Here is a 22,147-nt window from a genome sequence, read left to right as displayed (position 1 = left end):
GCACCGGCGGACGGAGTCGGTCCGGGTCACGCGAGGACACCCAGCAGCGCGCGGGCGCACAGGTCGCGCACCCGCTCGCGACCCAACTCGCCCTTCCCGCCGAGCCATTCCAGACACACGGCGGTGGTGAAGGCGAGCCAGCCGCGCACCGCCAGGCACACCTCCGGGGCGCGCTCGACGACCGGCCCGAACTCGGGGTCGGCGGCGAACGCGGCCAGGATCTGCCGCTCCTGCGCGGCCAGCGCCCGCTGATAGACGCGGCGCACGGCGGGGTCACCGGCCGCGGCGGCACGGTGGAAGGCGCGGAAGCCGTGCGCGTGGGCCTCGACATAGCCGAGGTAGGCGTCGAGGCCGACGGTCAGCTGCTCGCGCACCGGCACCCCGGGCACGGCCGCCGTCATCCGCAGCATCCGCTCGCTCTCGCGCTCCACGACCGCGGCGAAGAACTCCCGCTTGGTGGGGAAGTAGTGATACAGCAGCCCCCGCGACACCCCGGCGATCTCGGCGACCCGCTCCACCCACACATCGTCGTAGGCGCTCTCGGAGAACAGCTTCGCGCCGACCGACAGCAACTGCTCACGGCGCTCTTCGGTACTGAGCCGGCGCCGGGCGCGCTCCCCCTCGTTCGCGGGCATGGCGTCACTCTACTTGACGCCGGTTCTAATACGGCACCACACTGAAACGCGTTATTGAACCCACGTCCAACACGTGCGGGGGCGGCGTCAACCATCCGCTGGATCAAGGGGGATCAAGCATGGCGGAAACGACGAAGACCAGGGGGAACCGACCGCCGAAGGGCTTCCGGAGCGCCGAGCGGGGCTGGCCCGAGCTGCACCGCATACCGCACCCGCCGCGCCGGCTGCCGCTGCTCGGCGATGTGCTCGGCATCGACCGGCACCGTCCGCTCCAGGACTCCCTGCGGCATGCCCGGGCGCTGGGCCCGATCTTCCGGCGGCGGGTCTTCGGCAACGAGTTCGTGCTGGTGTGGGGGGCCCGGCTGGTCGCCGACCTCGCCGACGAGTCACGGTTCGCCAAGCACGTCGGGCTGGGCGTCGCCAACCTGCGGCCGGTGGCCGGGGACGGCCTGTTCACCGCCTACAACCACGAGCCCAACTGGCAGTTGGCGCACGACGTCCTGGCGCCCGGGTTCAGCCGGGAGGCCATGGAGGGCTACCACGGCATGATGCTGTCCGTGGCCGGCCGGCTCACCGACCACTGGGACCGGCGGCTGGCGGCCGGACGCACGGTGGACGTGCCCGGCGACATGACCCGGCTGACCCTGGAGACCATCGCGCGGACCGGCTTCGGGCACGACTTCGGCTCCTTCGAACGCGACCGGCCGCACCCCTTCGTCACCGCGATGGTCGGCACCCTCGGCTACGCCCAGCGCCTCAACACCGTCCCCGTCCCGCTGGCCCCGCTGCTGCTGCGCACCGCGACCCGGCGCAACGCTGCCGACATGGCCTGCCTGAACCGCACGGTGGACGAACTGGTCGCGGCCCGGCGCCGGTCCGGGGCCGGCGAAGGAGACCTGCTGGACCGCATGCTGGCCACCGCGCACCCGGTGACCGGGGAGCGGCTGTCCCCGCAGAACGTCCGCAAGCAGGTCATCACGTTCCTGGTGGCCGGCCACGAGACCACCTCGGGCGCGCTCTCCTTCGCCCTGTACTACCTCGCCCGGCACCCGGAGATCGCCGCCCGGGCCCGGGCCGAGGTGGACCGCGTCTGGGGCGACACCCCGCACCCCCGCTACGACCAGGTCGCCCGGCTGCGCTACGTCCGCCGGGTACTGGACGAGTCGCTCAGGCTGTGGCCGACCGCGCCCGCCTTCGCCCGGGAGGCCCGCGAGGACACGGTCCTGGCCGGGGAGCACCCGATGCGCCGGGGCGCGTGGGCCCTGGTGCTGACGCCGATGCTGCACCGCGCACCGGAGGTGTGGGGCCCGGACCCCGAGCGGTTCGACCCGGACCGCTTCACCCCGGCGGCCGTACGCGCCCGTCCGCCGCACACCTTCAAGCCGTTCGGCACCGGGGCCCGGGCCTGCATCGGCCGGCAGTTCGCCCTGCACGAGGCGACCCTGGTCCTCGGTCTGCTGCTGCGCCGCTACGAGCTGCACGCCGACCCCGGCTACCGCCTGACCGTCACCGAACGCCTGACCCTGATGCCGGAGGGGCTGCGGCTACGGCTGGAGCGACGACACCGGCCCCCCGAAGGGGCGCGGCACACGGTCCCCCTGGATCAGGACGAACCCGCCGCCGCCCGGCGGCAGCACCCGGCGGAGCCCCGTTCAGCCGGCCGCTGCCCAGTGCGCGGGGCGGGTGACTGACACCGGCAGACGCGTACCGGCGCCGCCCCGCGCGGAGTTGACCTGCGGCTGGGTGAGGAAGAAGGCCCCGGTCAGGTCCGCGTCGGTGAGATCGGCGTCCCGCAGGTCCGCGCCGATCAGGTCCGCGTCGCGCAGGTCGGCCCCGGTGAGGTCGGCGGCGATGAGGCAGGCACCGCGCAGGCTCGCCCCACGCAGATCGGCGCCCCTGAGCCGGGCGCCGATCAGGTCCGCGCCCCGCCGGTCCTTGCCCTTCGCCTTCCTCTTGCCGTTGCCCTTGCCGGTGGCGCCGGCCCGGACCAGCTCGCTGGTGCGCAGCAGGAGCACGTTCACCTCCTGCCGGTGCGCGGCCACGTCCAGCGCGGCCAGCTCCTCGGGGCTCTGCCGGGTGAGCCGCTCGGTGTGTTCCAGGGCCTCGCGCAGCTCGGGGTGGACGGGCGCGGCGGCGGACAGTCCCAGCGCCTCCGTCAGGTAGCACAGCAGCTCGTGCAGCTGCCGGACGACCGGGAACACGTCGAACATGCGGCGCGCGTGCTCCTTCGGCGCGCCGCGCCAGTCCCGCCCGCCGAAGGTGACCTGGGACACCTTCTGCCCGGCGCCGAAGCAGTCGTAGACCGTGCAGCCGGTGAAGCCCTGCTGCCGCAGGCGGGCGTGGATGCCGCAGCGGTGGTCGTCCCGGAGGTTCGAGCAGGGGGTGCCCGCGGGCTTGTCCGCCGCGAAGTCGGCGGAGCGGGCGAAGGGCAGGGCGACGCAGCACAGTCCGAAGCACTGTGCGCAGTCGCCCCGCAGGTCGGCGGGGTCGGTTGTCTTCTCCGGCATGGGGACCAGCCTACTGACCTGCGAAAGCTCCCTGTCCGTCGCGTCGATCGGCCACCCGTTCGACGGCGGCCCGCACCCGGTCCGCGCCGTCCTCCAGGGCCATGTGACGGGCGGCCCGCGCGGCGGCGGCCGCGTACGCCTGCCGGCCCGTCACCTCGGTGAGCGCCGCGGCGAGCCGTTCCGCGGAGAGGCCGCGCAGCGGGACCGGGGCCGGAGCGGCGCCGAGCGCGGTGAGCCTGGCGGCCCAGAACGGCTGGTCGGCCGCGGTGGGTACGGCGACCGAGGGCACGGCGGCGCGCAGCGCGGCGGCGGTGGTGCCCGCCCCGGCGTGGTGGACGACGGCGGCCAGCTGCGGGAACAGCAGGGCGTGCGGCACCTCGCCGACGGTGAACAGGTCGTCCCCGTCGGCGGCGAGCCCGGCCGCGCCCGACTGCAGGATGCCGCGCAGCCCCGCCCGGCGCAGCGCCGCCACGGCGATCTCGCTCAGCCGCTCGCCCTGCCCGGCGGCCATGCTGCCGAAGCCGACGAGGACCGGCCGGGGCCCGGCCCGCAGGAAGTCCTCCAGCGCGGCGGGCAGCCGTTCGCCGGTGGCCACGTGGGGCCAGAAGGTGCCGGCGACCTCCAGGCCGGGCCGCCAGTCGGCGGGCCGGGGGACGAGGGCCGTGCTGAAGCCGTGCAGCACCGGCCAGTGCGCCCGTTCCCGGCGGCGGCGCATCGCGGTGGCGGTGAACGGGGGCAGCCCGAGCCGGCGGCGCAGCTCGGCGACCGCCGGTGCGTAGATCCGGTCGGTCATGCGCAGCGCGAACCGGCCGGCCGCCCGGTTGCCGGCCCGGCCCAGCGACCGGGCGCCCATGACCACGGGCGGGAAGTCGCCGGTGGGCGCGGTCGGCTGGAGGTACAGGCCGAGGCTGGGCAGGCCGGTGGCCTCGGCGAGATGCCAGCCGAACGGGGCGGTGGTGGCCGACAGCAGGAGCAGGTCCGTGTCGTCGGTGACCGCGTCGGCGAACCCCCGGCCGAGTTCCGTGACGAAGGCGGCGGCCGTGCGCATGAGGTCCCGCCGGCTCCCGGCCCCGCCGTGCGCGCGTGGGTCGGCGGTCAGCGGCCGGAATCCCAGCCCGGCACCGTGGGCGAGGCCGGCGAAGCCGTCGGTGGCGGCCAGCGTCACCTGGTGTCCGGCGCGGGCCAGTACGGCGCCCACGCCGGTGCAGGGGGCGACGTCACCGCGCGACCCGGCCGTGGCGATCAGGATTCTCATGGCTGCTCCTCGGGATCCGGGCCGGCGGCCTCACGGCGGGCGGCATTGGCGTGGATCGCCTTGCTCACGTACGCGGCGAGGCCGGGCCGTTGCTGTGACGGCGGGACGAGGAGGGCGAAGGCGCGCGGGTCGGCGGCCAGGTCGTCGGCGACGCGCCGGTGGGTGTCCGGCGGGCAGGGGGTGAACCAGCGGGTCAGATGGCGGCGGTGTTCCTCGGCGAGGTCCATGGCCCGCTCGCCGTCGGCGGGTTCGCCGGCGTCGAAGGCGGCGAGCAGGCCGGTCCGCCAGGCGGCGGCCTCGGCCATCAGCCGCCGCCAGTCCTCCTTACCGTGGCCGGCCGCCCGTGCCATCGCCTCCCGGTACGCGGCCGAGTCCCGCCACTTCAGCTGTGCCTCGGTGGCGTAGCTGAGGTCGAAGGAGATCTCGCCGAAGACCTCGAAACGCTCCTCGGGGCTGAGCCGCACCCCGGTGCGCTGTACTTCGATGGCCTGCTCGGCCACCTCCGCGAGCCGTTCCAGCCGGGCGATCTCCTCGCGCAGCCGGCGCTGCCGCTCACGGAGGTGGCCGAGCGCGTCGGCGTGCGGGTCGCGCAGGATGACGGCGATCTCGTCGAGCGGGAAGCCCAGTTCGCGGTAGAAGAGGATCTGCTGGAGCCGGGCCAGGTCGGCGTCGCCGTAGCGGCGGTAGCCGGCGGGGCTGCGCTCGCCGGGCGAGAGCAGCCCTGTCCTGTCGTAGTGGTGCAGCGTCCGCACGGTCACCCCGGCGAACGCCGCGACCTGGCCCACCGAGTAGCCCATGTGCCCGCCCTTTCGTCCGGTCACAGGCTGCGGCCTGACGTAAGGGGAGGGTCAAGCCGGTCCGGGCCGCCCGTCATGCCTCGTCGCGGACCAGGGACAGCAGCCGGTCCAGGACCCGGGGTGCGGTGCGCAGGCCGTCGTGCTCGTACTCGTTGGTGACCCAGGGGCGCAGGCCGCGGATCGCGGCGGCGGTCTGAAGGGAGTGGGTGGCGTCGACGAACATGTCGTCGTGGTAGACGGCCGCGGCGACGGGGACCTCGTTGGCGGCGAGGCGGGCCGGGTCGTACAGCGGGCGCCAGTCGGTGCGGGCGGCGAGCAGGCCGGCGGTCTCGCGCAGGGGCCGCAGGGCGGGGTCGGACTCGAACATCCAGGGGTGGACGGTCTCGCCGGTGAAGAGCACCGGGCCGTCCCCGGCGAGCGCCTTGGCCGCGTCGAACTGCGGGAACTCGGCGCGGACGCGTTCGGCGGCCCAGGCCGTGGGGCGGTCGTCCTGGCCGTAGATCGACTCGTGGACGAGGGCGTAGAGCGGGTGGCCGGCGTACGACAGCAGGGTCTGCGCCTGTTCCTGGAAGGCGTCGGACAGCTCGTGGCCGGACGGTGTGCGCACGAAGGCGTCCTCCAGCAGCAGGTGCAGCCGGTGGCTGCCGTCGGTCGTGCCGAGCATGTGGCCGAGGGACTGGAAGGCCTCCACGGTGAAGCGGTAGCCGTTCGGCAGGACCACGTCGTGGGTGAGGAGATGGTCGGCGATCCGGCGGGCCCGCCGCACGTCCTCGGGGTAACGGTCGTAGTGGGCGGCGACCTTGCGCTCGATGCGCGGGTAGGCGGCCCGGTAGACGTCGTCGGCGTGGGCGTGCAGGGAGGGCAGGCCGCCGGTGATCAGCGCGGTGTGCACGCCTTCGGGGGCGAGGGAGAGGTACGACACCGTGCAGAAGCCGCCGTAGCTCTGGCCGAGCACGGTCCACGGGGCGCCGCCGGTGAGGCGGGGGCGGATGGCCTCGCAGTCGCGGACGATGGAGTCGGCGCGGAAGTGGGTGAGGTAGTCGGCCTGGGCGGCGGGGCCGCCGCGCAGCGGGAGCGTCTGCCGGGTGGCGGGGGTGGAGCGGCCGGTGCCGCGCTGGTCGAGCAGCAGGACGCGGTACTCCTCCAGGGCCCGGTCGAGCCAGGACTGACGCCCGACGAAGCGATTCGCCCCGAAGCCGGGGCCACCCGTGAGGTACACCAGCCAGGGCAGGTCCTGCCCGGCCTTGCCGCTCGCCACCGCCTCGCGGGCGTACAGCTCGATGGTCTCGCCCCCGGGATCGGCATGGTCGAGGGGCACGGTGAAGCGGTGGTCGGTGAGGACGACGCCGGGCTGGCGGTAGCTGAGGCTCAACGGGTCTCCCGGGACGAGCGGTACGGACGCGTCCCAGTTCAGCACATGGGCGCGCGCGGGCCGCACCCCGGGATCACGGTGCGGGCGCCGGGCGGGCGGTCAGCGCGCGACCAGGCTGGAGCGGCGCACCACCAGCTCCGGCCGGAGCACCACCCGGCGGTGCTCGTGGGGCCGCTCGCCCCGCTCGGTCTCCTCCAGCAGCAGTTCGGCGGCGAGGGCGCCCAGGGTGACGGCGGGCTGGCGTACGGAGGTGAGCGGGACGGCCGCCGCGGCGGCGAACTCGATGTCGTCGTAGCCGACGATCGCCAGGTCGTCGGGGACGGTGACGCCCGCCGCGTACATGGCCTGGAGCAGACCGAGGGCGAGCAGGTCGTTGGCGCAGAAGACGGCGGTGGGACGGTCGGCGAGGCCGAGCAGACGGGCGCCCGCGTCCCGGCCCGCGGCCACGTCGAGGCGTTCGGTGGGCAGTTCGCGCAGCGCCTCGGGACCGAGTCCGGCCTCGGCGAGGGCGGACAGCGCGCCGGTGCGCCGGTCGCGGACCTGGTTGAGCCCGCTCGGCCCGCTGACGTAGGCGATGGAGCGGTGCCCGGCGTCCACCAGGTGGCGCACCGCGAGCGCGCCGCCCGCGACATCGTCCACCGAGACCGAGCACTCGGTGGTGCCCTCGGCGACCCGGTCGACCAGCACGAACGGGATGCCGTGCCGGCGGAAGGCGGCGATGTTGCGGCCGGTGGCGTCGGCCGGGGTGAGCAGCACGCCCCGCACCCGCTGTTCGGCGAAGAGCGACAGGTACTCGGCCTCCTCGGCCGCGTCCTGGGCGCTGTTGCACACCATCACGCCCAGCCCGGCGTCCCGGGCGGCCCGTTCGGCGCCGCGGGCCACGTCCACGAAGAACGGGTTGCCCATGTCGAGCACGAGCAGCCCCATGATCCGGCTGCGGCCCGCCCGCAGTTGGCGCGCCGACTCGCTGCGGACGTACCCGAGCCGGTCGATCGCGGACAGCACCCGGGCCCGGGTCTCGCCGGCGACGGTGTCCGGGCGGTTGATGACATTGGAGACCGTGCCCACGGACACTCCGGCGGCGCGGGCGACATCCTTGATACCCACCGACTGGGCCATCGGGCTTCGAACCTCCAGGGGACGGGATGCGGCGGGACGAGCCTCACATTACCGTCACGTCGGAAGGGCGAAGTCGGCCACGTACAGCGGCGAGGGCGTCGTGCCGGCGGACTTCTCCTGGTACATGAACGACAGCACGTTGTCCGCCGCGATCCGGGTCTCGTCCACCACCACCTCGCCGAACGCGTTCAGCCCGGCGCCGTCGAACAGCAGCGTCCAGTCGGTGTACCCGCCGGCCGCCGAGGCGGCGGCGATCCGGCCGTGGGGCAGCACGGCGTAGGCGTTGTCATGGCGGTCCAGGACCAGCCTGGTGCGCTGGCTGGAGCGGAGCGGGACGGGGATCTCGGTCTTCAGCCAGCTGCCGGAGGAGGTCTTGCGCAGATGGTGGGCGCGGGCGTGGGCGGTGCGGGCCGCTGCGTAGCCGCCGGCCGGCGGGCCGAGGCGGACGGGGAGGTGGCTGACGATCGCGTGCGGCCGGCCGGCCGAGTCGGTGCACTGGCTCTCCTGGTTCATCAGGCAGTGGTCCGGGCCGAGCGGGTCGACGACCAGGCCGGCGCCGGTGACGCGGACCCGGTCCGGTCCGCCGGTGGTGCCCACCACGGCGCCCGCGTCGTTGCGCCAGGTCCGGCCGCGGTCGTCGGAGGTGACGTAGCCGGTGTCGTGGTTGGTGAGTCCGCCGCCGTCGGCGAGGACGGCCGGGTCCCGCTCCCGCCAGGTGAACAGGGCGTGCAGCCGGCCGTGCCGGTCGTAGTCGAGGCCGTGCAGGTACATGTTGCGGGCGGTGCTGGAGCCGTGCGCGCTGGTGTACGTGCCGGTGGCGCCGGACCACTCCCCCAGCGCGGTCCACCGGGAACCGTCGTACTCCGCGAGGGCGTTGCGGCCGTTGCCGGAGACGCCGGACCGGTAGGCCAGCTGGAGCCGGCCCTCGGGGGTGGTGAGGAACTGCGGGTAGGTGAAGCGGTCGGTGAGCGGCAGTCCGTCCAGGGTGGTCTGTACGGCTCCGAAGGCGGACGGGCCCCAGGCGGTGCCGGAGGGGTCGTCCAGGAGTCCGGCGACGGACTTGACGTAGTGGAAGCCGTCGCTGTGGGAGTCGAGGTTCAGGTGCAGGCGGCCGTCCGCCGGGGAGACGCCCATGCAGATGACGTTGTGGGAGTCGTCGGCCTTCAGCCGGTGGGGCAGGGTGACGGCCGACCATGCGGCGGCGCCGAGCCCGCGGCGGGCCACGACCGCCTCGCGGCCCGCCGTGTACCAGACGGCGTACTGGTGGCCGCCGTGGGTCAACAGGCCGTGTTTCTGGAAGGAGTTGGTGTTCACCAGGCCGTCGTAGGAGACGAAGTACAGGGCGCGGGCGTCCAGTCGGGTGCGGGCCGGACCGGTCAGCGAGGGTCTCATCCGCGTGGCTTCCGGGTCAGGCGAGGTGGAACACTTCGGTGAGCGGCCGCATGGCCTCGTCGGGCCGGGCGCCGTCCGGGGACTCGAAGAAGGGTGCCATCTCCTTCTGCCAGCGGGCGTTGACCTCGGTGACGGCCATCCGTGCCCGGGCGGCGGCGAAGTCCTCGGTCTCCAGATAGCCGACGAGCAGGCCGTCCTCGCGCAGGAACAGGGAGTAGTTGTGCCAGCCGGCCGCCTTCAGGGCGTCGAGCATCTCCGGCCAGACGGCCGCGTGCCGCGCCCGGTACTCCTCGAGCCGGTCCGCCCTGACCTTCAGCAGGAAGCACACGCGCTGCATGAACAGTCCCCGTTCTCTCGGAAGTGGTACCGGTCGATGGTGCGGGCGTCGGACACGGCCGGCTCGCCCAGGTCGAACACAGCGTTCCCGCCCAGGGTGTACGTCGTCCCGCCGGACGTGGAGGTCTCGCCCGGCATGCCGCTGATCCGCCCGGAGGCCGGCGCGACGGCGGTGCGGGCGCCGAGCGCGCCGGGCCTGGCCGGGTCCCACAGCGCGAAGACCTCGACGATGCCGTTCCTGACGTACCGGCGCGGGTCGTTCGGGGTGCGGAGGCCGGTCAGCCGGACCTTGCCCTCGTACGTGGCCCCGGAGGGGTACTGGGCGGCGTCGTTGCCGTAGGCGATGCGGACGAGCCGGGCGTGCTTGTACTTCGGGTCCTTGCAGCCGAGGGTGGTGTCGGAGCCGTGGGTGACGACCTTGATGCCGCCCCGCACGGCCTGCTTCGGCGCGGCGCACCGGGCGCCGGGGCCCTGCGCGGACACGGCGACGGCGTCCGCCCGCTGCCGGGTGAGGGTGTTGACGTGACTCACCTGCCCGAAGGGGTCGCTGGCGCTGCCCCGCCCCGCCTCCTCGCAGTGCGAGCCGGGTTCGGCGAGGGCCCGCTCACCGCCCTTGTCGGCGGTGGTGAAGCAGGGGTGGTCGACCTGCTTGGGCAGGAAGCCGGCGGTGAGGTCCTTCTTGGTCACGGAGTCCGGGCCGGCCGTGCGGGCGGGAGCGGCGGCGGCGCTGTCCGCCTCGGCGTCGTCCTCGGTGGTGCCGCCGCAGGCGGTGAGGGCGAGGGCCGGACCGGTGCCGGCTGCGAGCACGGTCGGCTCGGTGGCGGCGGCGCGCGGGAGGTCGGCGGTGATCCGGCTCTCGGCGATCTCCGCCGACTGCTGATCGGCGACGGGCAGTCCGCGCGCGGGCCGCCCGGGGGCGAGGCCGACGCGGAGGGGCCGCATCAGCCGAGCCGTCGTCACACGGGTGGCCTTGTGGCCGATCCGGCCGGACTCGGAGACGTCCTTCAGCGCCGGCACCGGGACCGGTCCCGGGTCGGGCGGGTGGGTCATGGGGGCTCCTCGACGACACCGGCGCGGGGCCGCCGGGCCGCCCACGATGCCATGAAAGGTTTCAAGTGGATTGCCGGGACCGTAGGCACCGTGACCATGTCACGTCAATGGGCCCCGGCTCGAAAAACTTTCGAGCAGTGGGGCGTGTAGTGCGGTGCTGCGGCCGGGTTCGCCGGAGTGCTTGACACCCCTGGTGGCGACCCCTAGCTTGCCGTTCTGAATCGTTTCATATGCTCGGTCCGCCGTCCGCCCGCCATCCACAGGAGCCCTGAAGTGACCGACCTCGCCGCGGTGAAGGCCGCGCTCAAGACCCAGGCCGTCGAGACGCCGTCGTGGGCGTACGGGAACTCGGGCACCCGGTTCAAGGTGTTCGCGCAGGCCGGGGTGCCGCGCTCGCCGTGGGAGAAGCTCCAGGACGCCGCGCGGGTGCACGCGTTCACCGGGGTGGCGCCGTCGGTCGCCCTGCACATCCCCTGGGACGCCGTGGAGGACTACGCCGCGCTCGCGAAGTACGCCGAGGAGCGGGGGGTGCGGCTGGGCACGATCAACTCCAACACCTTCCAGGACGACGCCTACAAGCTGGGCAGCATCTGTCATCCGGACGCGGCGGTACGGCGCAAGGCCGTGGACCACCTGCTGCGCTGCGTCGACATCATGGACGCCACCGGGTCCCGGGATCTGAAGCTGTGGTTCGCGGACGGCACCAACTACCCGGGGCAGGACGATGTGCGCGCCCGCCAGGACCGGCTGGCCGAGGGGCTGGCCGAGGTGTACGCGCGGCTCGGTGAGGGGCAGCGGATGCTGCTGGAGTACAAACTCTTCGAGCCGGCGTTCTACACCACGGACGTGCCGGACTGGGGGACCGCCTACGCGCACTGTCTCAGACTCGGCGACAAGGCGCGGGTGGTGGTGGACACCGGGCACCACGCGCCGGGCACCAACATCGAGTTCATCGTCGCCACGCTGCTGCGGGAGGGCAAGCTCGGCGGGTTCGACTTCAACTCGCGGTTCTACGCCGACGACGACCTGATGGCGGGGGCGGCGGATCCCTTCCAGCTGTTCCGGATCATGTACGAGGTGGTGCGCGGCGGGGGATTCACCTCCGAGGTCGCGTTCATGCTCGACCAGTGCCACAACATCGAGCCGAAGATCCCGGCGATCATCCGCTCCGTGCTGAACGTCCAGGAGGCCACGGCCAAGGCGCTGCTGGTCGACAGGGACGCGTTGGCCGAGGCGCAGGCCTCGGGGGACGTGCTCGGGGCGAACGCCGTGCTGATGGACGCGTACGCCACGGATGTGCGGCCGTTGCTCCGGGAGGTCCGGGAGGAGATGGGGGTGGACCCCGACCCGATGGCCGCGTATGCCCGGTCCGGGTGGGCCGAGAAGATCGTCGCCGAGCGGGTCGGCGGGGAGCAGGCCGGTTGGGGGGCGTGAGCGTCTGCCGGGTTCCTGTTCCGTCGCGGGGTGCGGGCCGTCCTGGGCTGGTCGCGCAGTTCCCCGTGCCCCTTCGTCACGTCCCCTCTCCCGGAAAGAACCGATAGCCATGACCACCCACCCCTCGGTCGACGCTCTCCTCTCCCGCTCCCACCGGCTCGGCTCCGACCCCCGCAACACCAACTACGCCGGCGGCAACGCCTCCGCGAAGGGCTCCGCCACCGATCCCGTGACCGGGGGTGAGGTGGAGCTGATGTGGGTCAAGGGGTCCGGGGGCGACCTCGGCACGCTCACCGAGGCCGGGCTGGCCGTGCTGCGGCTGGACCGGTTGCGGGCCCTGGCACAGGTGTACCCCGGGGTGGAGCGCGAGGACGAGATGGTCGGGGCCTTCGACTACTGCCTGCACGGCAGGGGCGGGGCCGCGCCCTCCATCGACACCGCCATGCACGCCCTGGTGGACGCCGCGCACGTGGACCATCTGCACCCGGACTCCGGTATCGCGCTCGCCTGCGCGGCCGACGGGGAGAAGCTGACCGCCGAGTGTTTCGGGGACCGCGTGGTGTGGGTGCCGTGGCGGCGGCCCGGGTTCCAGCTCGGGCTGGACATCGCCGCGATCAAGCGGGCGAACCCGCGGGCGGTCGGCTGCGTCCTCGGCGGGCACGGCATCACCGCCTGGGGCGAGACGTCCGAGGAGTGCGAGCGCAACTCGCTGTACATCATCCGGACCGCCGAGGCGTTCCTCGCCGAGCGGGGCAGGGCGGAGCCGTTCGGGCCGGTCGTCGCGGGGTACGAGGCGCTGCCCGAGGCGGAGCGGCGGGAGCGGGCCGCCGCGCTCGCGCCGTACGTCCGGGGTCTCGCGTCACAGGACCGGCCGCAGGTGGGGCACTTCGACGACTCCGACGTGGTCCTGGACTTCCTGGCCCGCGCCGAGCACCCCCGGCTGGCCGCCCTCGGCACCTCCTGCCCGGACCACTTCCTGCGCACCAAGGTACGGCCGCTCGTGCTGGACCTGCCGCCCACGGCGCCGCTGGACGACGCCGTCGCCCGGCTGAGGGAACTGCACGCCGCCTACCGGGAGGAGTACGCCGCCTACTACCGGCGGCACGCCCGGCCCGGCTCCCCCGCCATGCGCGGCGCCGACCCGGCCGTCGTGCTGGTCCCGGGTGTCGGCATGTTCAGCTTCGGCAAGGACAAGCAGACCGCCCGGGTGGCCGGCGAGTTCTACGTCAACGCGATCAACGTGATGCGGGGCGCCGAGGCGGTCTCGTCGTACGCGCCGATCGAGGAGGCGGAGAAGTTCCGCATCGAGTACTGGGCGCTGGAGGAGGCCAAGCTCCGGCGGATGCCCGCGCCCAAGCCGCTCGCCACCCGTGTCGCGCTGGTCACGGGGGCGGGCAGCGGGATCGGCAGGGCCATCGCGCACCGGCTGGCCGCGGAGGGGGCGTGTGTCGTCGTCGCCGACCTGAACGCCGAGGGCGCGGCGCGGGTCGCCGAGGAGCTGGGCGGGCCGGACAAGGCCGTCGCCGTCACCGTGGACGTCACCTCCGAGGAGCAGATCACCGCCGCGTTCCGGTCGGCGGTGCTCGCGTTCGGCGGGGTCGACCTGGTCGTCAACAACGCCGGGATCTCCGTGTCCAAGCCGCTGCTGGAGACCACCGCGCGGGACTGGGACCTCCAGCACGACATCATGGCCCGCGGCTCGTTCCTGGTGTCCCGGGAGGCGGCCAGGGTGATGACGGCGCAGGGACTCGGTGGCGACCTCGTGTACATCGTCTCCAAGAACGGCGTCTTCGCCGGACCGAACAACATCGCCTACTCCGCCACCAAGGCCGACCAGGCCCACCAAGTACGGCTGCTCGCGGCCGAGTTGGGCGAGCACGGCATCCGCGTGAACGGGGTCAACCCGGACGGTGTGGTGCGCGGCTCCGGCATCTTCGCCGGGGGCTGGGGCGCGCAGCGGGCCGCGGTGTACGGGGTGCCGGAGGAGAGGCTGGGCGAGTTCTACGCGCAGCGGACCCTGCTCAAGCGCGAGGTGCTGCCCGAGCACGTGGCGAACGCGGTGTTCGCGCTGACCGGCGGGGACCTCACGCACACCACCGGGCTGCACATCCCGGTCGACGCGGGTGTGGCGGCCGCGTTCCTGCGATGAGCGCGGGCGTGAAGGCGTACGCGGCCGTCGACCTGGGCGCGTCCAGCGGGCGGGTCATGGTGGGCCGGGTGGGCCCGGACTCGGTGGAGCTGACCGAGGCGCACCGGTTCCCGAACCGGCCGCTGCGGCTCCCGGAGGGGCTGCGCTGGGACATCCTCGCGCTCTACGGCGGTGTCCTGGACGGGTTGCGGGCCGCGGGCGCCCGCAGCGGTGGCCGGCTCGCCTCGGCCGGCATCGACGGCTGGGCCGTCGACTACGGCCTGCTGGACGGCGAGGGGGCGCTGCTCGGCAACCCGGTCCACTATCGCGACGCCCGCACCGAGGGCGTCGCGGAGAAGGTGTGGGCGACCGTGCCGGCGGCCGAGCTGTACGCGGCGACCGGCATCCAGTACGCGCCGTTCAACACGCTGTACCAGCTCACCGCGGACCGCTCGACCGCCCGGTTCGCGCTCGCGGCACGGGTGTTGCTGGTCCCGGACCTGCTGACGTACTGGCTCACCGGCGAGCAGGGCACCGAGCTGACCAACGCCTCCACCACCCAGCTCGTCGACCCCCGGACCCGGACCTGGGCGCACGGGGTCGCCGGCCGGCTGGGCATCGACCTCGCCCTGTTCGCGCCGCTGCGGCAGCCGGGCGATCCGGCCGGGGCGCTGCGGCCCGAGGTACTGGCGGAGACCGGGCTGCGCGGCCCGGTGCCGGTCACGGCGGTCGGCTCGCACGACACCGCGTCGGCGGTGGTGGCGGTCCCGGCGACGGGTGAGCGGTTCGCCTACATCTGCACCGGCACCTGGTCCCTGGCCGGCCTGGAGCTGTCCGCGCCGGTGCTGACCGAGGAGAGCCGGGCGGCGAACTTCACCAACGAGCTGGGGCTGGACGGCACGGTCCGCTATCTGCGCAACATCATGGGACTGTGGCTGCTCCAGGAGTGCGTACGGGCCTGGGGGGAGCCGGACCTGGGGCTGCTGCTGCGGCAGGCGGCGGCCGTGCCGACGCTGCGTTCGGTGGTGGACGCCGGGGACGCGGCGTTCCTCGCGCCGGGCCGGATGCCGGAGCGGATCGCCGAGGCGTGCCGGGCGTCGGGGCAGCCGGTGCCGGTGACCCCGGCCGAGGTGACCCGGTGCATCCTGGACTCGCTGGCCCTCGCCCACCGGCGGGCGGTGCTGGACGCGGCCCGGCTGGCCGACCATCCGGTGGACGTGGTGTACCTCGTCGGCGGCGGCACCCGCAACGCGCTGCTGTGCCAGCTGACGGCCGACGCCTGCGGGCTTCCGGTCGTGGCGGGCGCGACCGAGGCGGCGGCCCTGGGCAATGTGCTGGTGCAGGCCCGCGCGCAGGGACTCGCCGGCGATCTGCCCGCGCTGCGCCGGCTGCTCTCCCGCACCCAGCCGCTCACCCGGTACTCGCCCCGGGGGGACACCGGCCGGTGGCGGGCGGCCGAGGCACGGCTCGCCGCCCGGTGAGCCGGGTCCCGGCATGTGACGGGGCCGGAGCGCGGCGCGCCGCCTGGTGAGCCGTGCTCTCCCCGTGGCCGTACGCCGCCGACTACCCTGCGATCGTCCGATGATCCTTCTCTTCCCGTCCGACCACCGACACCGAGGAGCCGCGATGCGTGTCGCCCTGTTCCTGACCTGTGTCAACGACACGCTGTATCCGGACACCGGCCGGGCCGTGGTGAAGCTGCTGACCAGACTGGGTGTCGACGTCGACTTCCCGATGGACCAGACCTGCTGCGGGCAGGCGCACTACAACACCGGCTACCGCCATGAGGCCGAGCCGCTGGCCCGGCATTTCTCCGATGTCTTCCGCGACTACGAGGCGATCGTGACCCCGTCCGGCTCGTGCGGGGCGATGGTACGGGAGCTGTATCCGCGCCTCGGCGAACGGGCCCGGGCCGAAGGACGCGGGGACGGGCTCGCCCGGGCGCTGGCGCCGGTGGTGCCGAAGACGTACGAGCTGACGGAGTTCCTGGTGGACGTGCTCGGCGTGACCGACGTCGGCGCCTACTACCCGCACAAGGTCACCTACCACCCCACCTGTCACGGGCTGCGCGGACTCGGCCTCGGGGACCGGCCGCGCCGGCTGCTGGAGGCGGTGCAGGGGCTGGAGCTGGCCGAGCTGCCGGGGGCCGCAGAGTGCTGCGGGTTCGGCGGGACGTTCGCGGTGAAGAACGCCGCGGTGTCGGCGGCGATGGGCGTGGACAAGGTGCGCGACGCGGAGGCGACGGGCGCCGAGGTGCTGTGCGCGGCCGACAACTCCTGCCTGATGCACATCGGCGGCACGATGAGCCGGCTGGGCAGCGGCATGCGGCCGGTGCACATCGCGGAGATCCTGGCGAGCACAAAGGAGGAACCGGCGGTATGAGCGCCACGTTCGTCGGCATGCCCGCGTTTCCGGAGGCCGCGCGGGAGGCCGTCCGCAACCCCACCCTGCGCGGCAACCTGCGCCACGCCACGCACACCATCCGCGCCAAACGGGCCCGGGCCGTCGGCGAGTTGTCCGACTGGGCCGGGCTGCGCGAGGCGGGCCGCCGGATCAAGGACCACACCCTGCGCCATCTCGACCGGTACCTGGAGCAGTTGGAGGAGTCGGTCACCGCGGCCGGCGGTACGGTGCACTGGGCGGCCGACGCCGGGGAGGCCAACCGGATCGTCACCGAACTGGTCCGGGCCACCGGCGAGTCGGAGGTCGTCAAGGTCAAGTCGATGGCCACGCAGGAGATCGAGCTGAACGAGGCCCTCGCGGCGGCGGGCATCCGCGCCTACGAGACCGATCTCGCGGAGCTGATCGTGCAGTTGGGCAAGGACCGCCCCTCGCACATCCTCGTCCCCGCCATCCACCGCAACCGGGGCGAGATCCGGGACATCTTCGCGCGGGAGATGCGCGAGTGGGGCCGGCCGGCACCCGAGGACCTGACGGACACGCCCGCCGACCTGGCCGAGGCGGCCCGGCTGCACCTGCGGGAGAAGTTCCTGCGGGCGAAGGTCGGCATCTCCGGCGCCAACTTCATGGTCGCCGAGACCGGCACCCTCGTGGTCGTCGAGTCCGAGGGCAACGGCCGGATGTGTCTGACCCTGCCCGAGACGCTGATCTCGGTCGTCGGCATCGAGAAGATCGTGCCCACCTGGCGGGACCTGGAGGTCTTCCTGCAGACCCTGCCCCGCTCCTCGACCGCCGAGCGCATGAACCCCTACACCAGCATGTGGACCGGCACCATGGACGAGGACGGCCCGCGCGCCTTCCACCTGGTGCTGCTCGACAACGGCCGCACCGACACCCTCGCCGACACCGTGGGCCGGCAGGCGCTGCGCTGCATCCGCTGCTCGGCCTGCCTGAACGTGTGCCCGGTGTACGAGCGGGCGGGCGGGCACGCCTACGGCTCGGTGTACCCGGGCCCCATCGGCGCCATCCTCAGCCCCCAGCTGCGGGGCACGGGCAGCGAGATCGACGCCTCCCTGCCGTACGCCTCGTCACTGTGCGGGGCCTGCTACGAGGTGTGCCCGGTCGCCATCGACATCCCCGAGGTGCTGGTGCACCTGCGGGAACGGGTGGTGGAAGGCGGTCCGGCCGTGCGCCGGGGCAACAAGGTGCTGCTGAAGCCGGCGAAGGGCCACGCGGCCGAACGGGCGGCGATGCGGGCGGCGCGCTGGGCGTTCGCCCACCCCGGCGCCCTGCGCGCGGGCCAGCGGCTGGCCTCCCGGACGCGCCGGCTGCACCCGCGCACCCTGCCGGGTCCGGGCCGGGCGTGGAGCGGCACTCGGGACCTGCCGGCCGTGCCCCCGGAGCCCTTCCGGGACTGGTGGCAGCGCACCCGCGGCGGAAAGGACGGCGACAGGTGAACAGCAGGGAACGGATCCTCGGCCGGGTGCGGCGGGCCCTCGCGGACGTGACCCCGGACGAGCGGCCGTACGAGCAGGCCGTGCCCCGGGACTACCTGCGCGCACACGGGGAGCGGACCGCCGGGGAGACGGTGGAGCTGCTGGCGGAGAACCTCGCGGACTACCGGGCGATGGTGCACCGGGCCGACACCGAGGAACTGCCGAGGCTCGTCATGCGGCTGCTCGCCGAGCACGGCTCCCGGGAGGTGCTGGTCCCGCCGGGGTTGCCCGAGGAGTGGCTGGCCGCCATGGACGCGGTACGGGTCCCCGACGGCCCGGCGGACACGGCCCGGCGGCTGGACCGGGTGGACAGCGTGGTCACCGGCTGCGCGGTGGCGATCGCGGAGACCGGCACCCTCGTGCTCGACGGCTCCCCGGACCAGGGCCGGCGCCGTATCTCGCTCATCCCGGACCACCACATCTGCGTCGTCCGCGTCCCGGACCAGGTCGTCTCCTCCGTCCCCCAGGCCCTCGAACGCCTCGACCCGGCCCGCCCGTTGACCTGGATCTCGGGACCGTCGGCCACCAGCGACATCGAACTGGACCGGGTGGAGGGCGTGCACGGCCCCCGCACGCTGGAGGTGATCCTGCTCGGCTGACCGCCCGGCACGCGGGATCCGCCGGTCGGGGCACGACGGGATGAGGGGGCGGGCCGGCTGCCGTAGCGTGGGGGAATGATCCGGTTCGAGCAGGTCACCAAGCGGTATCCGGACGGTACGACGGCCGTGGACGACCTCTCCTTCGAGGTCGCCGAGGGCGAACTGGTGACGCTCGTCGGGCCGTCCGGGTGCGGCAAGACGACGACCATGATGATGGTGAACCGGCTCATCGAGCCGACCTCCGGCCGGATCCTGGTCGACGGCCGGGACGTCGCCGGCGTCGACCCGGTGCGGCTGCGCCGCCGCATCGGGTACGTCATCCAGCAGGTGGGCCTCTTCCCGCACCGCACCGTCCTGGACAACACCGCGACCGTGCCCGCGCTGCTCGGCTGGAAGCGGGCGCGCGCCCGGGCCCGGGCGGCCGAGCTGCTGGACCTGGTGGGCCTGGACCCGAAGACGTACGGGCCGCGCTATCCCCACCAGCTGTCCGGCGGGCAGCGGCAGCGGGTCGGCGTGGCCCGCGCGCTGGCCGCCGACCCGCCGGTGCTGCTGATGGACGAGCCGTTCGGCGCGGTCGACCCGGTGGTGCGCGAGCAGTTGCAGGACGAGTTCCTGCGCATGCAGGCCGAGGTGCGCAAGACGGTGCTGCTCGTCACGCACGACATCGAGGAGGCCGTCCGGCTCGGCGACCGCATCGCCGTGTACGGACAGGGCCGCATCGAGCAGTTCGACACGCCCGGCGCGGTCCTCGGGGCGCCCGCCACGCCGTACGTCGCCTCCTTCGTGGGCGCCGACCGGGGGCTGAAGCGGTTGTCGGTCACCGCGATCGAGCCGGACGACCTGGAGCAGCCGCCGGTGGCCCGCCCGGAGGAGTCCGCCGCGCGGGCCCGGGAGCGGCTGCTCGGCCAGGGCGCCCGGTGGGCGGTGGTCCTGGACGCGGACGGTGATCTGCACGGCTGGGTCGGCATCGGGGAACTGGCGGCGGGCGGCACGGTCGGGGACCGGGCCCACCGGATGACCGCCTGGGTGCCGGTCGGGGCGCCGCTGAAGCAGGCGTTCGGGGTGATGCTCCAGCACGACGCCGGGTGGGTGGCCGTGCTGGACGGGGCGCGGTTCCTCGGCGTGCTGACCCCGGCGAAGCTGCACGAGGCGCTGCGCCGCTCGGTGGACGCGGACGCGCGCGGGGTGACGCGGGGGCAGGTGCCGTTCGACTCGGTGGCGGACGCCTGAGGCGGCCTACCCGGTCAGCCCCTTGTCTTGGAGGTAGGCGCGGGCCACGTCGGCGGGCAGCCGGCGCGCGGAGTCGACCTGCCGGTTCATGGCGGCGAGGTCGGCGGTGGTCAGGACGTCGTCGAGCCGTCCCAGGGCCTTGGCCACCCGTGCGCCGCCCGCGCGGGCGCGGTTGACGACCGGGACGACGTGGTCGGCGTTCTGCAGCCGCTTGTCGTCGGCGAGCAGGACCAGGCCGAAGGAGTCGAGGGTGGCGTCGGTGGTGGTGGTCAGCACCAGCTGGTCCCGGCCCTGCTGCACGGCCCGTTTGGCCTGGGTGGTGCCGACGCCCTTGGGGTCGATCCCGGTGATGTGGATGCCGTACACCTTGCGCAGGCCCGGGGCGCAGTACGGCCGCCGTACGCACTCGTCGCCCGCCGCGAGCCGTACCGGAAGTTTCCTGGCGCCGAGGTCGCTGAGGGTCTTCAGGCGGTGCCGGCGGGCGTAGGCGGCACTCACCGCGAAGGCGTTCTGGTCGACGGCCCGGCCCGGCGCGAGGACGGTCAGGCCCCGGGGTGTGGCGAGGGCGCGCAGGGCCTTCATCGTGGCGCCGAGGTCGGGCGAGCCGACCGGGGCCGCGTCGGCGCCGTGCGTCTTGGCGTTCAGCCAGTCGGCGAAGGTGGCGGCGTACTCGGGTACGACGTCGATCCGGCCCGATTCCAGGGCCGGTTCGTACAGTTCCCGGTTGGCGACCGTGAGGATGGAGGTCCGGTATCCGGCATCGCCGAGCAGCCGGGCGTACAGCTGGGCGAGCAGGTCGCTCTCGGTGAAACCGGCCGAGCCGATGGTCAGCCGGCGGCTGTCACCGGGCGCGGCGGTGACCTGGCCGCGGTCCTCCAGGGCGGGGCCGGCGGCACAGGCGCCGAGGAGGAACAGGGCGAGGAGAGCGAGGGCGGGTGTCCTGGGGTTTCTCATGGCCCACCGCTCCTCGCCCGGGCCGGCGCCAGCCGCTCGGCGAGTTCGAAGACGGCCTCCACCACGAGGGCGAAGGCGGCCACGAGGAACGCGCCCGCGACCACCTGGGGCGTGCTGGCCAGGTTGAACCCGGCCGTGATGATCCGGCCGAGACCGCCGCCGCCCGCGAGCGCGGCGATGGTGGCGGTGGCGACGAGCTGGACCGCGGCGATCCGGACCCCGTTCAGCAGCAGGGGGAGCGAAAGGGGCAGTTCCACGTGGAACAGCAGCTGGCGGCCGGTCATCCCCATGCCCCGGGCGGCCTGGACGACACCGCGGTCGACCTCGCGCACGCCGACGTAGGCGTTGGTGAGCAGCGGCGGTACGGCGAACAGCACCAGGGCGACGACGGTGGGGCCGTCGCCCCAGCGTCCGACGGGGGTGAGCAGCAGCAGGACCAGGACGGCGAAGGTGGGCACGGCCCGGCCCGCGTTGGCGAGGTTCACGGCGAGCGCGCCGCCCTTGCCGAGGTGGCCGAGGACCAGCGCGACGGGCAGGGCGATCGCACAGCTCAGCAGGAGGCAGACGGCGGTGAGCAGCAGGTGCTGGAGCAGCCGGTGCCGGATGCCGTCCTCGCCCGGCCAGTGCGCGGGGTCGGTGAGCCAGTCCCAGGCGGCGGCGAGCGTGCTCACGCGCGGGCCGTCCTGGTCCAGGGCGTGATCAGCCGCTGCACGGCCAGCAGGAGCAGGTCCGCGGCGACGGCGATCAGCACGCACAGCACGGACGCGGTGAGCACCTGGGCCTTGAAGTAGCTGTTCATGCCCGCGTAGATGAGGTTGCCGAGGCCGCCGTAGCCGACGATCGCGCCGACCGTGGCCAGGGAGACCGCCGAGACGGTGGCGATGCGCAGGCCCGCCATCGCGGCGGGCAGGGCGAGCGGCAGCTCCACGGCGAGGAGCAGGCGAACGGGGCCGTAGCCGAGGCCGCGCGCGGCCTGCCGGGTCTCCTCCGGGACGGCGCGCAGGCCCGCGAGGATGTTCCGGACGAGCACGGTGAGCGAGTACAGCGCCAGCCCGGCGACGACGAGGGCGGCGGACAGGCCGTACAGGGGCAGGAGGAGGGAGTACATGGCCAGCGACGGGATGGTGTAGAGGATCGTCGTCACGGCCAGCACCGGGCCGGCCGCCCAGCCCCAGCGCCGGGCCAGCACCGCGAGCGGCACCGCGATGACCAGGCCGGTCAGCACCGACACCGAAGTCAGCTGGAGATGCTGGACGACCGCGTCGAGCAGGATCTGCCGACGGGTGCTCAGATAGACCCCGCAGATCCACTCGTTGCGCGCCAGGCAGTCGTCGGGGAGCGGTGTCACGGGTCCATTGCAGCGGGCGGGGCGGGCGGGGGCGCGTTGTGATGGGCTGGACGGGGTGCGGGCGGGGGTGCGGGCCTTGCCGGGCGGTGGCCCTT

General features: G+C 74.0%; 20 protein-coding genes. 8 read left to right on the top strand and 12 right to left on the bottom strand.

What is annotated here, in order from left to right:
• Window positions 1–26 precede the first annotated feature (26 nt).
• The gene (locus tag HB370_RS35320; RefSeq protein ID WP_030780216.1) at window positions 27–635 is read right to left on the bottom strand and encodes a TetR/AcrR family transcriptional regulator; all 609 of its coding nucleotides are present in this window, start codon (window positions 633–635) and stop codon (window positions 27–29) included.
• Window positions 636–754: 119 nt separating this feature from the next.
• On the opposite strand from HB370_RS35320, the gene HB370_RS35315 reads away from it, so the two are divergent.
• The gene (locus tag HB370_RS35315) at window positions 755–2,326 is read left to right on the top strand and encodes a cytochrome P450 (protein ID WP_030780220.1); all 1,572 of its coding nucleotides are present in this window, start codon (window positions 755–757) and stop codon (window positions 2,324–2,326) included.
• On the opposite strand, the gene HB370_RS35310 is transcribed toward HB370_RS35315, so the two are convergent.
• From HB370_RS35310 to HB370_RS35275, 8 genes are all read right to left on the bottom strand, one after another.
• Window positions 2,288–3,142: a pentapeptide repeat-containing protein gene (locus HB370_RS35310; RefSeq protein WP_030780223.1), complete on the bottom strand. Its 855-nt coding sequence runs from the start codon at window positions 3,140–3,142 to the stop codon at window positions 2,288–2,290. The genes HB370_RS35315 and HB370_RS35310 overlap by 39 nt on opposite strands.
• A gap of 10 nt (window positions 3,143–3,152) precedes the next feature.
• Window positions 3,153–4,397 (bottom strand): glycosyltransferase, encoded by a 1,245-nt coding sequence (locus tag HB370_RS35305; RefSeq protein ID WP_167513069.1) that lies wholly within the window; start codon window positions 4,395–4,397, stop codon window positions 3,153–3,155.
• The gene (locus HB370_RS35300; protein ID WP_030780228.1) at window positions 4,394–5,194 is read right to left on the bottom strand and encodes a MerR family transcriptional regulator; all 801 of its coding nucleotides are present in this window, start codon (window positions 5,192–5,194) and stop codon (window positions 4,394–4,396) included. The genes HB370_RS35305 and HB370_RS35300 overlap by 4 nt, the downstream gene beginning before the upstream one ends.
• 73 nt (window positions 5,195–5,267) lie before the next feature.
• A complete protein-coding gene (locus HB370_RS35295; protein WP_030780231.1) occupies window positions 5,268–6,566 on the bottom strand; it encodes an alpha/beta fold hydrolase in 1,299 nt (432 codons plus the stop codon).
• A gap of 99 nt (window positions 6,567–6,665) precedes the next feature.
• Window positions 6,666–7,685 carry a LacI family DNA-binding transcriptional regulator gene (locus tag HB370_RS35290; protein WP_030780234.1) on the bottom strand — a complete coding sequence of 340 codons (1,020 nt, stop codon included), beginning with the start codon at window positions 7,683–7,685 and terminating at the stop codon, window positions 6,666–6,668.
• 54 nt (window positions 7,686–7,739) lie between these two features.
• Window positions 7,740–9,077 carry a BNR repeat-containing protein gene (locus tag HB370_RS35285; RefSeq protein ID WP_030780238.1) on the bottom strand — a complete coding sequence of 446 codons (1,338 nt, stop codon included), beginning with the start codon at window positions 9,075–9,077 and terminating at the stop codon, window positions 7,740–7,742.
• Window positions 9,078–9,093: 16 nt separating this feature from the next.
• The gene (locus tag HB370_RS35280) at window positions 9,094–9,414 is read right to left on the bottom strand and encodes an L-rhamnose mutarotase (protein WP_030780240.1); all 321 of its coding nucleotides are present in this window, start codon (window positions 9,412–9,414) and stop codon (window positions 9,094–9,096) included.
• Window positions 9,390–10,463, bottom strand: a complete 1,074-nt coding sequence (locus HB370_RS35275) for a substrate-binding domain-containing protein (RefSeq protein WP_051815543.1) — start codon at window positions 10,461–10,463, stop codon at window positions 9,390–9,392. Before HB370_RS35275 ends, HB370_RS35280 begins: the two co-directional genes overlap by 25 nt.
• Before the next feature lie 273 nt (window positions 10,464–10,736).
• On the opposite strand from HB370_RS35275, the gene rhaI reads away from it, so the two are divergent.
• The 7 genes from rhaI (at window position 10,737) to HB370_RS35240 (ending at window position 19,750) form a co-directional block, all read left to right on the top strand.
• A complete protein-coding gene (gene rhaI, locus HB370_RS35270; RefSeq protein ID WP_030780244.1) occupies window positions 10,737–11,897 on the top strand; it encodes an L-rhamnose isomerase in 1,161 nt (386 codons plus the stop codon).
• A 109-nt stretch (window positions 11,898–12,006) separates the two neighbouring features.
• Complete coding sequence (locus tag HB370_RS35265) at window positions 12,007–14,046, top strand: bifunctional rhamnulose-1-phosphate aldolase/short-chain dehydrogenase (RefSeq protein WP_030780246.1); 2,040 nt, start codon at window positions 12,007–12,009, stop codon at window positions 14,044–14,046.
• Window positions 14,043–15,506 carry a rhamnulokinase family protein gene (locus tag HB370_RS35260; protein ID WP_030780248.1) on the top strand — a complete coding sequence of 488 codons (1,464 nt, stop codon included), beginning with the start codon at window positions 14,043–14,045 and terminating at the stop codon, window positions 15,504–15,506. The genes HB370_RS35265 and HB370_RS35260 overlap by 4 nt, the downstream gene beginning before the upstream one ends.
• Before the next feature lie 145 nt (window positions 15,507–15,651).
• Window positions 15,652–16,407, top strand: a complete 756-nt coding sequence (locus HB370_RS35255; protein ID WP_030780250.1) for a (Fe-S)-binding protein — start codon at window positions 15,652–15,654, stop codon at window positions 16,405–16,407.
• On the top strand, window positions 16,404–17,882 hold the full coding sequence (locus HB370_RS35250; protein ID WP_030780253.1) for a lactate utilization protein B: 1,479 nt from the start codon (window positions 16,404–16,406) through the stop codon (window positions 17,880–17,882). Before HB370_RS35255 ends, HB370_RS35250 begins: the two co-directional genes overlap by 4 nt.
• Window positions 17,879–18,520, top strand: a complete 642-nt coding sequence (locus HB370_RS35245; RefSeq protein ID WP_030780255.1) for a lactate utilization protein C — start codon at window positions 17,879–17,881, stop codon at window positions 18,518–18,520. Before HB370_RS35250 ends, HB370_RS35245 begins: the two co-directional genes overlap by 4 nt.
• 75 nt (window positions 18,521–18,595) lie before the next feature.
• Window positions 18,596–19,750 carry a betaine/proline/choline family ABC transporter ATP-binding protein gene (locus tag HB370_RS35240; RefSeq protein WP_030780257.1) on the top strand — a complete coding sequence of 385 codons (1,155 nt, stop codon included), beginning with the start codon at window positions 18,596–18,598 and terminating at the stop codon, window positions 19,748–19,750.
• A 6-nt stretch (window positions 19,751–19,756) separates the two neighbouring features.
• Here the strand turns inward: HB370_RS35240 and HB370_RS35235 are convergent, their stop codons facing one another.
• From HB370_RS35235 to HB370_RS35225, 3 genes are read right to left on the bottom strand one after another with little or no spacing between them, the layout of a single operon-like run.
• On the bottom strand, window positions 19,757–20,704 hold the full coding sequence (locus HB370_RS35235) for an ABC transporter substrate-binding protein (RefSeq protein ID WP_030780259.1): 948 nt from the start codon (window positions 20,702–20,704) through the stop codon (window positions 19,757–19,759).
• Window positions 20,701–21,375 (bottom strand): ABC transporter permease subunit, encoded by a 675-nt coding sequence (locus HB370_RS35230; protein ID WP_030780262.1) that lies wholly within the window; start codon window positions 21,373–21,375, stop codon window positions 20,701–20,703. The genes HB370_RS35235 and HB370_RS35230 overlap by 4 nt, the downstream gene beginning before the upstream one ends.
• The gene (locus HB370_RS35225; RefSeq protein WP_030780265.1) at window positions 21,372–22,052 is read right to left on the bottom strand and encodes an ABC transporter permease; all 681 of its coding nucleotides are present in this window, start codon (window positions 22,050–22,052) and stop codon (window positions 21,372–21,374) included. The genes HB370_RS35230 and HB370_RS35225 overlap by 4 nt, the downstream gene beginning before the upstream one ends.
• Window positions 22,053–22,147 lie beyond the last annotated feature (95 nt).

The sequence above is a fragment of the Streptomyces sp. DSM 40868 genome, assembly GCF_011820545.1.
Classification (GTDB): Bacteria; Actinomycetota; Actinomycetes; order Streptomycetales; family Streptomycetaceae; genus Streptomyces; species Streptomyces eurythermus.
Note: the sequence above shows the minus strand (reverse complement) of the source record. Positions and strands in the feature narration are given on the sequence as shown.

Coding starts and splice junctions, on each gene's coding strand:
- HB370_RS35300 (WP_030780228.1), bottom strand. CDS start 5,194: ATGGGCTACTCGGTGGGCCAGGTCGCGGCGTTCGCCGGGGTGACCGTG.
- HB370_RS35240 (WP_030780257.1), top strand. CDS start 18,596: ATGATCCGGTTCGAGCAGGTCACCAAGCGGTATCCGGACGGTACGACG.
- HB370_RS35310 (WP_030780223.1), bottom strand. CDS start 3,142: ATGCCGGAGAAGACAACCGACCCCGCCGACCTGCGGGGCGACTGCGCA.
- HB370_RS35275 (WP_051815543.1), bottom strand. CDS start 10,463: ATGACCCACCCGCCCGACCCGGGACCGGTCCCGGTGCCGGCGCTGAAG.
- HB370_RS35265 (WP_030780246.1), top strand. CDS start 12,007: ATGACCACCCACCCCTCGGTCGACGCTCTCCTCTCCCGCTCCCACCGG.
- HB370_RS35320 (WP_030780216.1), bottom strand. CDS start 635: ATGCCCGCGAACGAGGGGGAGCGCGCCCGGCGCCGGCTCAGTACCGAA.
- HB370_RS35235 (WP_030780259.1), bottom strand. CDS start 20,704: ATGAGAAACCCCAGGACACCCGCCCTCGCTCTCCTCGCCCTGTTCCTC.
- HB370_RS35285 (WP_030780238.1), bottom strand. CDS start 9,077: ATGAGACCCTCGCTGACCGGTCCGGCCCGCACCCGACTGGACGCCCGC.
- HB370_RS35260 (WP_030780248.1), top strand. CDS start 14,043: ATGAGCGCGGGCGTGAAGGCGTACGCGGCCGTCGACCTGGGCGCGTCC.
- HB370_RS35255 (WP_030780250.1), top strand. CDS start 15,652: ATGCGTGTCGCCCTGTTCCTGACCTGTGTCAACGACACGCTGTATCCG.
- HB370_RS35315 (WP_030780220.1), top strand. CDS start 755: ATGGCGGAAACGACGAAGACCAGGGGGAACCGACCGCCGAAGGGCTTC.
- HB370_RS35305 (WP_167513069.1), bottom strand. CDS start 4,397: ATGAGAATCCTGATCGCCACGGCCGGGTCGCGCGGTGACGTCGCCCCC.
- HB370_RS35250 (WP_030780253.1), top strand. CDS start 16,404: ATGAGCGCCACGTTCGTCGGCATGCCCGCGTTTCCGGAGGCCGCGCGG.
- HB370_RS35290 (WP_030780234.1), bottom strand. CDS start 7,685: ATGGCCCAGTCGGTGGGTATCAAGGATGTCGCCCGCGCCGCCGGAGTG.
- HB370_RS35280 (WP_030780240.1), bottom strand. CDS start 9,414: ATGCAGCGCGTGTGCTTCCTGCTGAAGGTCAGGGCGGACCGGCTCGAG.